This is a genomic window from Endozoicomonas sp. ONNA2, from assembly GCF_024606365.1.
GTDB lineage: Bacteria > Pseudomonadota > Gammaproteobacteria > Pseudomonadales > Endozoicomonadaceae > Endozoicomonas.
The window spans coordinates 1-13,786 of sequence record NZ_JAHHPO010000043.1; the positions used below are offsets into that span (position 1 = coordinate 1).

Below are 13,786 nucleotides of genomic sequence, written 5' to 3' on the forward strand. Positions count from 1 at the left end.
ACCGCCTAAGCCAGTGTTCCGGACAACGTTTGTTGAAAAGAAATTGGCCGGTAAGGGTGAAAGGGTGCGGTAAGAGCGCACCGCATGGCTGGTAACAGTCCATGGCACGGTAAACCCCGCCCGGAGCAAGACCAAATAGGAATCCTGCAGGTGTGACCCGCACTGGATTCGGGTAGGTTGCTTGAGGTGTCTGGTGACAGGCATCCCAGATGAATGACTGCCCAGGCCTGCGTTGGCAGGCTGGACAGAACCCGGCTTACAGGCTGGCTCGCGACTCTTTCTCCCCCTTGACGTTGGCTTGTCTGTTGGCTTTTCTGTGGTTGTCAGGACGTCCATTACCAAGAACCGGTTTAGCCTTCTTCGCTATAAACGTGTGCTGTATCCGTTGTTACTGCCTTTAAAAAAAACTGCATCATAGTTCTTTAATTTCTCCGGAGATTCCGTTTTGCCCTATGTATAAAGGCTTTCTATAGACATTTTTAAACTGTCCTTTTATTGGCTTGTCCAATATTGAATGGGAAGCGGCAAAACCCCTGCTTGACGTGGGTTTTTCAGATTCCTATAGTGTGTTTTAGTGGTGTAAAGTGGACTATTCTGGGACAAGGTGGTGGCCAAGACGGTGGGCAGAACGGTGGGCAGAACGGTGGGCAGAACGGTGGGCAGAACGGTGGGGCAAGATGGGGGCTGAATGGAATTGGCTCTGATCAGTGTCCTTAATAATCGGCGTGTGTCGTAAGAGTTTCGGGCACCGGGGAGAAGGTAGGAAGGTAGGTAGGTAGAGTGTTTCGCGGTGTAAATGCCATCAATATGGATGCCAAGGGCCGTCTTGCCATACCGGCCCGTTATCGGCAGGTGTTGCGGGATCGCTGTGATGGTGCCCTGGTGGCCACGATTGACACTGACGAACCTTGCCTGCTGATCTATCCGCTGGATGAGTGGGAGCTGATTCAGCAGAAAATTGAAGCACTTCCCAGTTTTCATCCAATGACCCGCCGGATTCAGAGGCTCTTGATTGGGCACGCCACCGATGTTGAGCTTGATGGCAATGGGCGTATTCTTATCCCTCCACTGTTGCGTGACTACGCCGGTCTTGAAAAGCGCAGTATTTTGCTGGGCCAGGGCAAGAAATTCGAGCTTTGGGATGAAGGTTGCTGGAATGAGCGCCGTGACCAGTACCTGAAAGAAGCCAGTGAGTCAGAAGAGGTTCCGATGGAATTGCAGTCGCTCTCTTTGTAAATCACTTTGCTGTTTTTGAGTCAGGAAAGCGTCGTGAAAAGTGTATGAAATTGTTAAATCCTGTTGCCAGGCAGGTGACGATAAAGGTGGCAATAAAATGGTGACGCCCGAAAATGGGGTGGCTAAGCATAAAACAGTGCTACTGAATGAGGCGGTCGATGCATTGCTGACCGACCCCGGTGGAGTCTATGTGGATGGGACTTTTGGCAGAGGCGGCCACAGTCGTTTTATTTTGGACACCCTGACAGAACAGGGACGGCTGATTGGCATTGATAAAGATCCAGCGGCCATTGCCACCGGTGTCGAGCTGGCCCATAAAGACCCGCGGTTTGCAATCCATCATGGTTCTTTTACCGATGTTGATTCAGTCAATGGTGACCAGTTGGTGGATGGGATATTGCTGGATCTGGGAGTTTCTTCGCCTCAGCTGGATGATCCTGAAAGAGGTTTCAGCTTCCTGCAAGAAGGACCTCTGGATATGCGCATGAATCATCAGCATGGAGAAAGTGCCGCTGGCTGGCTGGCACGGGCGGAAGAACAGGAGATCAGCCGGGTTATCTGGGAATATGGCGAAGACCGCTTTTCCCGGAGGATGGCCAGGGCCATTGTCAGGGAAAGGGAGATTGAACCGATTCTGACCACCCGGCGGCTTGCCAATATTATTGCCGCAGCCTGCCCCACCAGAGAGAAGGGCAAACACCCGGCTACCCGGGCGTTCCAGGCCATCAGAATCCACATTAACCGGGAATTGGATGATCTGGTGGTTTGCCTGGATCGGGCCCTGGAAAAATTGCAGCCCGGTGGCCGACTGGTGGTTATCAGCTTTCACTCATTGGAAGACAGAATTGTCAAACGCTTCATCCGCAAGCATCAAAGAGGGGATGATCTGCCAAGCTGGCTGCCGGTGACGGATGACCAGTTGCATCGGCGGATGAAAAGTCTGGGCAAGGCGGTCAAACCCTCCAAACAGGAGGTGCAGGAAAACCCCAGGGCGCGAAGTGCGGTTATGCGTGTGGCAGAAAAGCTGGTTTGATGATGGGCGATAGTGGTCTTCTGGTGTGTATGCATCTTATCCGCTCTTACGGTGCTGTCCTTGGGTTGCTGTTGCTGGTGGTGTTGTCGGGATTGTCTGTGGGTCATGTCTCCTACGAGAATCGTCTGCTACATAACCAGATACAGCAGGAGCTGGAGAACCGGAACAGTGCCCAGGTTGAGTGGGGTAAGTTGTTGCTGGAACACAGTACACTGACAGCGCCGGGAAAAATTGAACAGGTTGCCAGGGAGAAACTGGGCATGGATGTGCCAAAGAACAGCCAGATAGAGATGGTTCTGCCATGATTCAGGGGCGGGCCCAGGGACATAAAGTAGCACGGCGCAACCGGTCAGCTGCAAAGGGTAAGGTTGGTGATTGGGCTGGCCGCATGGTTAATATTCTGGTACGCAAGTGGCGGTTGAAAATGCTGCAATCGGTTCTGCTGATTGCCGGGCTGGCTATTGGTTACCGGATTGTCGATCTGCAATTGCTGGATCGGCAGTTTCTGCAAAATGAAGGTGATAAACGTTCCGTCCGTTATGAGTCGGTCGCTGCACACAGAGGTGTAATTTTTGACCGCAACGGCGACCCGCTGGCGGTTAGCACACCGGTTATGACGATCTGGGCTGACCCTGAAGTGCTGTATCAGGCCAGTGACCGCTGGCAGGTGCTGGCCCGTGAGTTGGGCGTTACCCACAGGTGGTTGTCGGATCGGGTGCAAGTCGGCAAAAGCCGTGATTTTATCTACCTTAAACGTCAGTTGACGCCGGAGCAGGGAGCAAGGGTCATGGCATTAAGGGTGCCGGGCGTCGGGGCTATAAATGAGCATCGGCGCTATTACCCTGCGGCTGAGGTGACCGCCCATCTGGTTGGTTTTACCAATATCGATGAGTCTGGTCAGGAAGGTCTGGAGTTGGCCTACAATGAGTGGCTGTCCGGTGAACCCGGTCAGCGCAGGGTGCTCAAAGACCGCAAGGGCCAGCTCGCCCGGCAGGCGGAGCTGATGAAAAGTGCCAGCCCCGGCAAGGAACTGATGCTCAGTATTGATCTGAGGCTTCAGTATATGGCTTACCGTGAGTTGAAAAAGGCGGTTGAGCAGCACAAGGCCAAGGCTGGCTCTTTGATCATGCTCGATGTCAGGACCGGGGAAGTGTTGGCAATGGTTAACCAGCCTGCCTACAACCCCAATAACCGGGCTGATATGCAGGCCCATAAAATGCGCAACCGGGTGGTGACGGATATGGTCGAGCCGGGGTCAACGCTGAAACCTTTTGCGGTGGCGGCGGCCCTGGAGTCTGGTGAGTTTCACACTGACTCAGTGATTAATACCGCCCCCGGTTACCTGCGACTGGGCAGGGACCAGGTAAAGGATAACCGGAACTACGGCGCTATTGATGTGACCACTGTGCTGAGAAAGTCCAGTAATGTCGGGGTTTCAAAAATGGCGCTGGCCATTGGTCCGGACAAGGTGCTGGATCTGCTCCAGAGAGTGGGCCTTGGGCAAAGCACCGGAACCGGTTTTCCCGGTGAAAACCCGGGCTATTTGCCTTATCGGGATCGCTGGAGTGATATTGAAATTGCCACATTATCCTTTGGCTATGGTTTGACCGTGACACCGTTGCAACTGGCCCAGGCCTATACCGTACTTGGTTCTGGTGGCATGATGCGCCCTGTCTCCCTGATCAAGCGGGATGTGGTGCCTGAGGGTGTCCGGGTAATGGATCAGCAGGTTGCGGATGATCTGAGAATAATGCTTCGGGAGGTGGTCCATGGTGGCACCGGTGGCCGGGCCATGATTGACGCCTTTGAGGTTGGGGGAAAAACCGGAACGGCCAGGAAGGTAGGGCCAAACGGTTATATCAAGGATCGCTACATTGGCATGTTTGCCGGTTTGGCACCGATTGATAATCCCCGGTTCGCCATGGTGGTCATTATTGATGATCCCTCCGGCAAGAACTATTACGGTGGTCTGATCGCCGCACCAGTATTTTCCAGGGTGGCCGCCGGGGCACTGCGCATGCTGGGGGTTGAGCCCGATGAGTTGGGCAATCCGGGGGGCGATCGGCGTATGGCGTTTATCCCCTGGGCGCTGGATGAGAGAAGCGTTTCTCCACCGTTGAAAGAAGGGTAAAGCAAAAAGCAATGACAGCTGAGCAAGAGAATACTCTCAATGGCGTGCTTGCCGAACTGCAGCTGCCGGGGGTAGCGGTCGACAAGAAGCTGAGTCATCTGACCCTCGATAGTCGCAGGATTACCGGGGGTGAGTTGTTTATTGCCATTCCCGGCATTCAGTCTGATGGCCGTCACTACATAGCCGATGCCCTGGAAAAAGGGGCTGCTGCGGTGCTGGTGGACGATAGCGAAGGGTTTGATCTGTCTGCTGCAAAGGGCTGTGAGTCTGTTTTTTTTGTTCCGGACCTCAGCGGCAAGGTTGGATCTCTGGCTAATCGTTTTTATCGGCAACCTTCTGAACAATTGAGCATTATTGGCGTTACCGGCACCAATGGCAAAACCTCCTGTTGCTGGTTTATCGCTGAAATCCTTGGCCAGCTGGGCAAGCCCTGTGCCCTGATGGGCACGGTGGGGCGGGGCATGCCCGGGCAGATGGAGGCTTCATTAAATACCACCAGTGATGTGATCACCCTGCAACAGTACCTGGGGCAGCTGGTAGCGGATGGCGTGCAGGCTCTGGCCATGGAGGTTTCATCCCACGGGCTTGACCAGGGTCGGGTGTCCGGGGTCTCTTTTGAAGTGGCGCTGTTTACCCATATCAGTCGCGATCATCTGGATTATCACGGCTCCCTGGAGAACTATGCAGCGGCCAAGGCCCGGCTGTTTTCCCAATGTACATACCGGTATGCGGTTATTGGTAAAGATGATGCGTTTGCACCGTTGATGCTGTCATCCTGCCCACCGAATGCCAATATCACCACCTGGTCCCTGGAAGATGCTTCAGCAGATGTGTACCTCAGTCACATTGAGGCGTTACCACAGGGTTTCAGGGCAACCATTCATACGCCCTGGGGTGTGGGTACATTGGCTACTTCATTGCTGGGGCGTTTTAACCTGGAAAATCTGTTGGCGGTTATTGCGGCGCTGGGTGTCCAGGGGTATGCACTGGATCGCCTTCTGGCCGCCATCGCGCTGATTTCTGCCCCTCCTGGCAGGATGCAGCAGTTTGGCGGTGGCCCTCAGCCGCTGGTGTTGGTTGATTATGCCCATACGCCGGATGCCATTGACAGTGTGCTTTGTTCATTGCGTGAGCACCGTGCTCAAATTGTGAAAATGCAGCCTTCTGCAAAAGATTGCGAAAAAGATGTCGGGAATATTGTCTGTATCTATGGTTGTGGTGGTGACCGGGACAGGGGCAAGCGACCTTTGATGACGTTAGCCGCCCTGCGTGGTGCGGATAAGGCAGTGCTGACCAGTGATAATCCCAGAACGGAAGATCCCCTGCAGATCATCGCTGATGCCCTGGACGGTATTGCCCAGAATGATCGTCGGCGTATTCAGGTGATTGCTGACCGGTCTGAAGCTATCAGTTCCACCATTACCTCCGCCGGTACCGGTGACATTATCGTGATCGCGGGTAAGGGGCATGAAAACTATCAGGAAATTCAGGGTGTGCGACACCACTTCGATGATGCAGAGCAGGTTCAGCTGGTATTGCAATCGCAATGCACCAGCGTTCCATCGCCAAATGTGCAAGGGGGCCTGCAGGCATGATTGAATCACTGCCTCTTTCGATAGTGGCCGAGATTGTTAACGGTCAGTTGCATGATCTGCCAGACGCTGAGTTGTCCATCACCGGTGTCAGCATTGATACCCGAACGTTGCAACCGGGTGATCTGTTTATTGCTATTCAAGGTCCCCGCTTTGACGGACACGATTACCTCGGCCAGGCCCGGGCGGCAGGCGCTGTTGCTGCCCTGACAGAGCACTATGTCAGCGGTGCCGCTTTGCCACAAATAGTTGTGGCAAATTCCGAACAGGCACTTGGGCTGTTGGGAGCCGCCAACCGTAATCGTTTTGCCGGAACTCTGGTCGGCGTGACCGGTTCCTGCGGCAAAACATCGGTCAAAGAGATGTTGCTGGCCATTTTCTCCGAGGCAGGCCCAACACTGGCAACAAAAGGCAACCTGAATAATGCGTTGGGCACACCATTAACGTTGTTAAGAATCAACGAATCCCATCAGTTTGCCGTGGTTGAGATGGGCACCAGCGCTCCCGGTGAAATTGAATACATTGCCACTATGGGTCGCCCTGACGTATCGGTGATCGTCAATGCCGCTGAAACCCATCTGGCTGATTTGCAGAGTGTTGCAGGGGTGGCCCGGGAAAAAGGCTTTATTCTGGATGCCCTGCCAGAAAATGGCACCGCAGTCCTTAATATGGATGATCAGTTCTACGCTCAGTGGTGTGAACGGGTTCTGCAAAAGTCCGGTCGACGGATTATCAGTTTCAGTGCCCAGAGTCCCGGGGCGCACTGTTTTGCCAGTGCTATCACCCCCAATCAGGAAGGGACGCGATTCACGCTGCATATTCGCAGGCAGAACCAGCAACGGTCACTGCAGCTCTCATTCTGGGGGCGCTACCAGGTGACCAATGCCTGTTGCGCCGCGGCGGTGGCGGTTGCCTGTGGTTTGTCGCTGGACATTATTGCCCGGGGGCTGGAAAATGCCCGACCTTATCAGCGGCGGGGGCAACGTTTTGTTCACCCCTCCGGTGCGGTCCTGATTGATGAAACTTACAATGCCAACCCGAAAGCGACCCTGGCGGCTCTGGACCAGCTGGCGGACTGTGGCGGCCGGACCGTTATGGTTCTGGGTGACATGCTGGAGCTGGGGGCGATATCCGATGAACGCCACCGGGACATCGGCCGCTATGCCCGGGAACTGGGTATTCAGCAGTTTCTGAGTTTTGGGCCCGCTGCACGCCTGGCCAGTGCGGCCTTTGGCAGCGGACAGCACTTCGACGATAAAAAACAGTTGATTGCCTTTCTGGACACTCAGCTTCACAACGCGACCGACAGCAACAGTATGGCGATCATGGTAAAAGGATCAAAAGGAATGAAGATGTTGGACATTATCCAGGCCCTGATTGGGTCTGATTACAAGGGAGATGCCTGATGCTGGTCTGGCTGGCAGATTATTTGGCCCAGTATTACCATGGATTTCTGGTGTTCAAGTACCTCACGTTGCGAGGTATTTTCGGGGTCCTCACGGCGTTGGTAATGAGCTTGTGGATTGGGCCTCACTTTATTCGCAAACTGAGTTTTTACCAGATTGGCCAGGCTGTCCGTGATGATGGCCCGCAAAGTCATCTAAGCAAGGCCGGCACCCCGACCATGGGGGGCGCCTTGATTCTGGTCTGTATCGCCATCAGTACCCTGCTCTGGGCAGATTTGAACAATCGCTACGTCTGGGTTGTGCTGTTCGTTACCGGCATTTTTGGCGCGGTTGGCTGGGTGGATGATTACCGCAAAGTGGTTGAAAAGAACTCCCGGGGCCTGTCGGCTCGCTGGAAAATGTTCTGGCAATCGGTTGCCGGTCTGGGGGCGGCTTTTTTCCTGTTTTTCACCGCGCCATCGGCAACCGAAACAACCCTGATTATTCCCTTCTTCAAAAATGTAACGCTGCAACTTGGGCCTTTTTTTGTGCTGCTGGCCTATCTGACCATTGTCGGTTCCAGTAATGCCGTCAACCTGACCGATGGCCTGGATGGCCTGGCCATTTTGCCCACCGTGATGGTGGCTTCAGCGCTGGCGGTGTTTGCCTATCTCAGCGGCCATGCAACCTTTGCCCAGTACCTGCTGATTCCGGCAGTGCCAGGAGCCGGGGAACTGGTGGTATTTTGTGCGGCCATTGCCGGGGCAGGCCTTGGCTTTCTCTGGTTTAACACCTACCCGGCCCAGGTATTCATGGGTGATGTGGGCGCACTTGCCCTGGGAGCTGCCATCGGTGTTGTCGCGGTGATCGTTCGCCAGGAAATCGTGCTGATTATCATGGGCGGCGTTTTTGTCATGGAAACGGTCTCTGTCATTTTGCAGGTGGGCTCCTATAAATTAACCGGTCGTCGTATATTTCGCATGGCACCACTGCATCATCACTTTGAGTTGAAAGGGTGGCCTGAACCCCGGGTCATCGTACGATTCTGGATTATTACCATTGTGCTGGTCCTGATTGGCCTGGCTTCGTTGAAAATTCGCTAACAGGTTTTATGGGTAACGTCAAAGCAACCGCTCAAGAGTCGCCAGATAACCAGCCGCTGATTGGCTCGAGCTGTCATCGGGTGATTATCGGTCTTGGCAAGACCGGGTTATCCTGTGCCCGTTATCTTTACAGCCAGGGTTTGCCTTTCAAAATGATGGATACCCGGGAAGGGCCACCGGGTGCAGCACAGTGTCGTCAGCTGTTTCCCGATGTTCCCCTGCATACAGGTGGTTTCAATGAGCAGTGGTTAATGGCCGCCGATGAGCTGGTGGTCAGTCCGGGTATCGCCCTGTCGGAACCGGCGATTGCCTGGGCGATGGACAATGGTGCCATTGCCATTGGTGATATTGAACTGTTTTGTCGCGCGGTCAATGCTACCTCGGCTTTCTCGCCAGATAAGAAGCCGCTGGTGGCCATTACCGGTTCCAATGGCAAAAGCACTGTGGCCACGCTGGTGGGTGAAATGGTCAGATGTTCGGGGCTTAATCCCGGCGTAGGGGGCAATATCGGCACGCCAGCACTGGATTTGCTGGATGATGACAGTATTGATGTTTATATCCTGGAGCTTTCCAGTTTCCAGTTGGAAACCACCCATAGCCTGCGGGCAACGGCGGCGACGGTCCTGAACCTGAGCCCGGACCATATGGATCGCTACCCGACGATGGTTGAATACCATCAGGCCAAGCAGCGTATTTACAAAGGGTGCGGAACTGCCGTATTTAACCGGGACGATCCTCTTACTTCCCCTTTGCTGCCGGTCACAGCCGGTGCCGTGACATTTACCAGCGGGACTCCGGATCTTGGCCAGATGGGGCTACTTGCAGACGATGATGGCATCTGGCTGAGCAAGGGACTGGAAAAGCAGATAAATACCCGGCAGATGAAACTCCGTGGGCGTCACAATTATCTCAATGCCCTCGCGGCTTTGGCCCTGGGTGAGGCGATAGGCCTTGAATCCAGTGCCATGTTCCAGGCGCTTATGGCATTTCCCGGTTTGCAGCACCGTTGCCAATGGTTGGGTGAGCGAGATGGCGTTGCCTGGTTTAACGACTCCAAAGCCACCAATGTGGGAGCCTGTGTTGCAGCTATTGAAGGCCTGGGCGAAGGGCTTGAGGGCAAGGTTATTCTGATTGCCGGTGGTGATGGTAAAGGGGCGGATTTCTCTGATTTGCAACCGGCGGTCGAGCGTTATGTCCGTCATCTGATTTTGCTTGGCCGTGATGGGCCCGCCATTGAGCAGGCAGTGAAGAACAGTGCCGTGATTCACAAGGTTGCCAGTCTGGATGATGCCGTCAGCCTTGCCGCAGAATTGGCTAAACCGGGGGATGCGGTGCTGTTGGCACCGGCATGCGCCAGTTTTGATATGTTCAACAGCTTTGAGCATCGCGGTGATCGATTTGCAGAGCTGGTCAATGGTTTGATTTTATGCTGAAACGGGTTCAACACCGCTTTCTCCCCGGGCAAGAGTCCCTGGCGCAGGAGGCGTCAGTGTCCGTTGACATGGTCCTGCTCGGGGCTGTGCTTGCCCTGCTGGCCATCGGCCTGGTGATGGTGGGGTCAGCCTCCATGGATGTTTCCAGTGCTACCTATGGTGATCCATTGAGAATCGTCTTTAAGCAGTTGCTGTTTATGGTGGTGGGGCTGTTGGCCATGGGCGGCGTGATGCTGGTGCCTGTCCGCCGGATTCAGCAGCTGAGCTGGGTTGGCTTGCTGGTGGCATTTTTCCTGTTGGTGGTGGTGCTGATGGTGGGCCGGGAAATTAATGGCAGTGTCCGCTGGATTCCCCTTGGCTTCTTTAACCTGCAGGCCTCAGAGGCTGCCAAACTGTGTGTGGTGATTTATCTGGCGGGATACCTGGTGAGGCATCTTGATGAAGTACGCACTCGCTGGAGTGGCTTTATCAAGCCCATGCTGGTGATGACCGGGCTGGCCCTGCTGCTGCTGGCGGAGCCGGATCTTGGTGCGCTGGTGGTGCTGACCGTAGCCGTGATGGGGATGATCTTCCTGGCGGGTGCCCGGTTTCACCAGTTTCTGGTGATGATTGTCGGCGTGGTTATCCTGATTGCCCTGATGATCTGGATGGAGCCTTATCGTATGGCGCGCATCACATCCTACATGGACCCGTGGGCCCATGCCTTTGGCAGCGGCTATCAGCTAACCCAGGCCCTGATCGCGTTTGGTCGGGGTGCCTGGTTTGGTGAAGGTCTGGGCAATAGCATCCAGAAGCTGTTTTACCTGCCGGAGGCGCACACGGATTTTGTCTTTGCCGTACTGGCAGAAGAGTTCGGCGTGATTGGCTCGCTGATGGTGCTCGGGCTGTTTCTGTTTGTTGCCTGGCGGGCACTGCAGCTGGGCTCAAGAGCGGAAGTCAGGGGGATGTTATTCCATGGCTTTGTTGCTTACGGTATTGCGCTACTGTTTGCCAGTCAGGCATTGATTAACCTTGCGGTAAACACCGGACTGCTGCCCACTAAAGGGCTGGCCTTACCGATGATCAGCTATGGAGGCAGCAGTTTAATTGTCAACTGTCTGGCATTTGGCATTTTATTGCGCATTGATTTTGAACGTCGTCTGACCAAAGACACAGAGGTTAAGCCGGTTGCGGGGCGCAAGTCTCAAGAGCGAAAGACGAGTGAAGCCGCTGGAGGTAATACGAATGGCTGAGCAGGCAGTTTCCCAGACGCCGCCTGAGGCACCGAAAGTTATGATTATGGCTGGCGGTACCGGTGGGCATATTTTTCCGGGGCTTGCCACCGCGAAGGGACTGATCAGGCAGGGTTACCGTGTTCACTGGCTGGGTACGCCAGGCAGTATGGAAGCGGAGCTTGTGCCCGGGCATGGCATTGATATCAGCTATATTCCGGTCACCGGCCTGCGGGGCAAAGGGGTGGGTTTTCTGTTGCAAGCCCCCTGGCGCCTGGCCGTGTCGCTATTTAAAGCGGTTCGGGTCTTGAGAGAGCACCGGCCGGTTTGTGTGGTTGGTATGGGTGGCTATGTGACAGGACCCGGTGGCGTGGCTGCGCGGTTGTTGGGGATGCCACTGGTGGTTCATGAACAAAATGCCGTGGCAGGCCTCACCAATAAACTGCTGGCCAGGATCGCTACCCGGGTGCTCGAAGCGTTTCCGGGAACCTTTGCGGGACTCTCTTCCGGCATTGCCCGGAAAGTGTTGCTGACCGGTAATCCGGTGCGCCCGGAGATTGTCGCCGTTCCTGCCCATCGGCCACACACGCCTTTAAGGTTGCTGGTGGTAGGGGGCAGCCGGGGAGCCCTGGCAATCAACCAGATGATTCCGCGGGTTGTGCAACGTTTTAGGGATCAGAGCAGTGATCAGGGCGGTGATCGGATTGAAGTCTGGCACCAGACCGGTAAGGCAACCTTTAAGCAGTGTCGTGCAGATTACCGGCAGCTCGGCGTTTCTGGCCGGGTAGAGCCGTTTATTGATGATATGGCCCAGGCTTATGAGTGGGCAGACCTGGTGCTGTGCCGCTCTGGCGCATTAACCATCGCGGAACTGGCCGCGGCCGGAAAACCCGGAATTCTGGTGCCTTTCCCCTTTGCGGTGGATGATCATCAGACAGTGAATGGGCGTTACCTGGTCGATAGAGGTGCAGCCCTGATGGTTCAGCAAAAAGATTTGGACGTGGACGGTTTGACAACAATGATTCTGGGGTTGGCAGATAACCCTGAACAGCTTGAACGAATGGCCTTATCAGCAAGAGCGGCCAGTTTGCCACAGGCCACTGATGACGTGGTCAGGCTCTGTCTTGAAGCGGCTGGTAAGGAGGTCTCTTATGCCTGATGTAAAGAGTCGGATTCCCGTTGTGGCAGTTCCAGAGATGCGGCGTATCCGCAAAATTCATTTTGTCGGTATTGGTGGTTCCGGCATGTGTGGCATTGCCGAGGTTCTGCTGAACCAGGGGTATGACATCTCAGGCTCGGATATTCGCCCGTCCCCGGTGACTGAGCGGCTTGAAAGGCTCGGGATTGAGGTGTTTATTGGTCACCGCGGTGAGAATGTGGTCAATGCGGATGTGATTGTCACCTCCACCGCGGTTGCCAGCGATAACCCGGAAGTCGTCGAGGGAGAAAGACGTCGGCTGCCCATTGTTCCCCGGGCCCAGATGCTGGCGGAGTTAATGCGTTATCGCCATGGCATTGCCGTGGCCGGTACCCATGGCAAGACCACCACCACCAGTTTGCTGGCTTCGGTGCTGGGATTCAGTGGCATGGACCCGACCTTTGTGATTGGTGGGCGGCTCAACTCCGCCGGTACCAATGCCAAACTCGGTGGCAGCCGTTATCTGGTGGCTGAGGCGGATGAGTCTGATGCCTCTTTTCTTCACTTGCAGCCGATGGTGTCCATTGTCACCAATATTGATGCAGACCATATGGCAACCTACGACGGTGACTTTGGCAAGCTGAAAAAGACATTTATTGATTTCTTGCACAATTTGCCTTTTTACGGGGTGGCCATTGTCTGTATCGACTGTCCCGTGGTCCGGGAACTGCTGCCGGAAATCAAACGACAGGTGATTACCTATGGTTTCAGTAAAGACGCCGATTACCGGGCGGTGAATGTTCGCCAGCAGGGCATGAGAACCTCGTTTGACCTGGTTCGCCGTAGCAATCGTGAAGAAAATAATCCTGAACAAAGCCATCCTGAAGAGCCTCCGGTTGCCATTGAACTGGGTATTCCGGGACGACATAACGTACTGAATGCCCTGGCCGCGTTTGCTACAGCTGCTGATGAAGGTATTCCGGATCAGGTGATTGCCGAAGGCCTGAGTCGTTTTGATGGTGTGGACCGGCGTTTCCAGGTGCTGGGAGAGTTTACTACCCCGGTTGGCGACGTAATGCTGGTGGATGACTATGGTCACCACCCGACGGAAGTGGATGCAACCATTCAAGCGGTTCGTGACGGCTGGGGTGATAAACGACTGGTGATGATTTACCAGCCCCATCGTTTCTCCCGGACCCGTGACCTGTATGAGGATTTTGTCGATGTACTTTCCAGGGTCGACGTACTTCTGCTGATGGAAGTCTATCCTGCGGGAGAAGAGCCCATTGCCGGTGCGGACAGTCGCTCATTGTGCCGGAGTATTCGCCAGCGTGGCCTGGTTGATCCGATATTCATTGCCCGTCCTGAAGAAGTTGAGTCCGTGTTGGCCGGTGTGCTTCAGGATGGTGACTTGCTGTTGGCCCAGGGGGCAGGGGATATTGGTGCACTGGCCCTCAGGCTGGCAAGTGATGAGTTGGCGCTGTCGGCAGAACAGTAAAGTCACGAATTGATTGGAATAGGGAT

11 protein-coding genes and 1 other RNA gene are annotated in these 13,786 nt (G+C 54.9%); all 12 read left to right on the top strand.

The genetic code is table 11. The features are described 5' to 3' along the window. Positions 1-275, top strand: an RNA gene (gene rnpB, locus KDK14_RS00535) — RNase P RNA component class A; the annotation flags it as partial. Between the two features lie 505 nt (positions 276-780). Further along, positions 781-1,236 carry a division/cell wall cluster transcriptional repressor MraZ gene (gene mraZ / locus KDK14_RS00540; protein ID WP_257263061.1) on the top strand — a complete coding sequence of 152 codons (456 nt, stop codon included), beginning with the start codon at positions 781-783 and terminating at the stop codon, positions 1,234-1,236. A 97-nt stretch (positions 1,237-1,333) separates the two neighbouring features. After that, positions 1,334-2,269 (top strand): 16S rRNA (cytosine(1402)-N(4))-methyltransferase RsmH, encoded by a 936-nt coding sequence (gene rsmH, locus KDK14_RS00545; protein WP_257263083.1) that lies wholly within the window; start codon positions 1,334-1,336, stop codon positions 2,267-2,269. After that, on the top strand, positions 2,269-2,574 hold the full coding sequence (gene ftsL / locus KDK14_RS00550; protein WP_257263062.1) for a cell division protein FtsL: 306 nt from the start codon (positions 2,269-2,271) through the stop codon (positions 2,572-2,574). The genes rsmH and ftsL overlap by 1 nt, the downstream gene beginning before the upstream one ends. Further along, complete coding sequence (locus KDK14_RS00555) at positions 2,571-4,400, top strand: penicillin-binding protein 2 (RefSeq protein WP_257263063.1); 1,830 nt, start codon at positions 2,571-2,573, stop codon at positions 4,398-4,400. The genes ftsL and KDK14_RS00555 overlap by 4 nt, the downstream gene beginning before the upstream one ends. A gap of 11 nt (positions 4,401-4,411) precedes the next feature. After that, entirely contained in the window at positions 4,412-5,995 is a 1,584-nt protein-coding gene (locus tag KDK14_RS00560; protein WP_257263064.1) for a UDP-N-acetylmuramoyl-L-alanyl-D-glutamate--2,6-diaminopimelate ligase, read from the top strand. After that, the gene (gene murF / locus KDK14_RS00565; protein WP_257263065.1) at positions 5,992-7,398 is read left to right on the top strand and encodes a UDP-N-acetylmuramoyl-tripeptide--D-alanyl-D-alanine ligase; all 1,407 of its coding nucleotides are present in this window, start codon (positions 5,992-5,994) and stop codon (positions 7,396-7,398) included. Before KDK14_RS00560 ends, murF begins: the two co-directional genes overlap by 4 nt. Further along, entirely contained in the window at positions 7,398-8,480 is a 1,083-nt protein-coding gene (gene mraY, locus KDK14_RS00570) for a phospho-N-acetylmuramoyl-pentapeptide-transferase (protein ID WP_257263066.1), read from the top strand. Before murF ends, mraY begins: the two co-directional genes overlap by 1 nt. An 8-nt stretch (positions 8,481-8,488) precedes the next feature. After that, positions 8,489-9,913, top strand: a complete 1,425-nt coding sequence (murD, locus tag KDK14_RS00575; protein ID WP_257263067.1) for a UDP-N-acetylmuramoyl-L-alanine--D-glutamate ligase — start codon at positions 8,489-8,491, stop codon at positions 9,911-9,913. Continuing rightward, positions 9,907-11,145 carry a putative lipid II flippase FtsW gene (gene ftsW / locus KDK14_RS00580; protein WP_257263068.1) on the top strand — a complete coding sequence of 413 codons (1,239 nt, stop codon included), beginning with the start codon at positions 9,907-9,909 and terminating at the stop codon, positions 11,143-11,145. The genes murD and ftsW overlap by 7 nt, the downstream gene beginning before the upstream one ends. After that, positions 11,138-12,283 (top strand): undecaprenyldiphospho-muramoylpentapeptide beta-N-acetylglucosaminyltransferase, encoded by a 1,146-nt coding sequence (gene murG, locus KDK14_RS00585; RefSeq protein WP_257263069.1) that lies wholly within the window; start codon positions 11,138-11,140, stop codon positions 12,281-12,283. The genes ftsW and murG overlap by 8 nt, the downstream gene beginning before the upstream one ends. Continuing rightward, positions 12,276-13,760, top strand: coding sequence for a UDP-N-acetylmuramate--L-alanine ligase (murC, locus tag KDK14_RS00590; protein ID WP_257263070.1), 1,485 nt, complete (start codon positions 12,276-12,278; stop codon positions 13,758-13,760). The genes murG and murC overlap by 8 nt, the downstream gene beginning before the upstream one ends. Positions 13,761-13,786 lie beyond the last annotated feature (26 nt).

Bases quoted from the DNA above. Each gene is read 5' to 3' on its own strand.
- murF (WP_257263065.1), top strand. From the start codon at position 5,992: ATGATTGAATCACTGCCTCTTTCGATAGTGGCCGAGATTGTTAACGGT.
- murD (WP_257263067.1), top strand. From the start codon at position 8,489: ATGGGTAACGTCAAAGCAACCGCTCAAGAGTCGCCAGATAACCAGCCG.
- KDK14_RS00555 (WP_257263063.1), top strand. From the start codon at position 2,571: ATGATTCAGGGGCGGGCCCAGGGACATAAAGTAGCACGGCGCAACCGG.
- ftsW (WP_257263068.1), top strand. From the start codon at position 9,907: ATGCTGAAACGGGTTCAACACCGCTTTCTCCCCGGGCAAGAGTCCCTG.
- murC (WP_257263070.1), top strand. From the start codon at position 12,276: ATGCCTGATGTAAAGAGTCGGATTCCCGTTGTGGCAGTTCCAGAGATG.
- murG (WP_257263069.1), top strand. From the start codon at position 11,138: ATGGCTGAGCAGGCAGTTTCCCAGACGCCGCCTGAGGCACCGAAAGTT.
- rsmH (WP_257263083.1), top strand. From the start codon at position 1,334: ATGGTGACGCCCGAAAATGGGGTGGCTAAGCATAAAACAGTGCTACTG.
- ftsL (WP_257263062.1), top strand. From the start codon at position 2,269: ATGATGGGCGATAGTGGTCTTCTGGTGTGTATGCATCTTATCCGCTCT.
- KDK14_RS00560 (WP_257263064.1), top strand. From the start codon at position 4,412: ATGACAGCTGAGCAAGAGAATACTCTCAATGGCGTGCTTGCCGAACTG.
- mraY (WP_257263066.1), top strand. From the start codon at position 7,398: ATGCTGGTCTGGCTGGCAGATTATTTGGCCCAGTATTACCATGGATTT.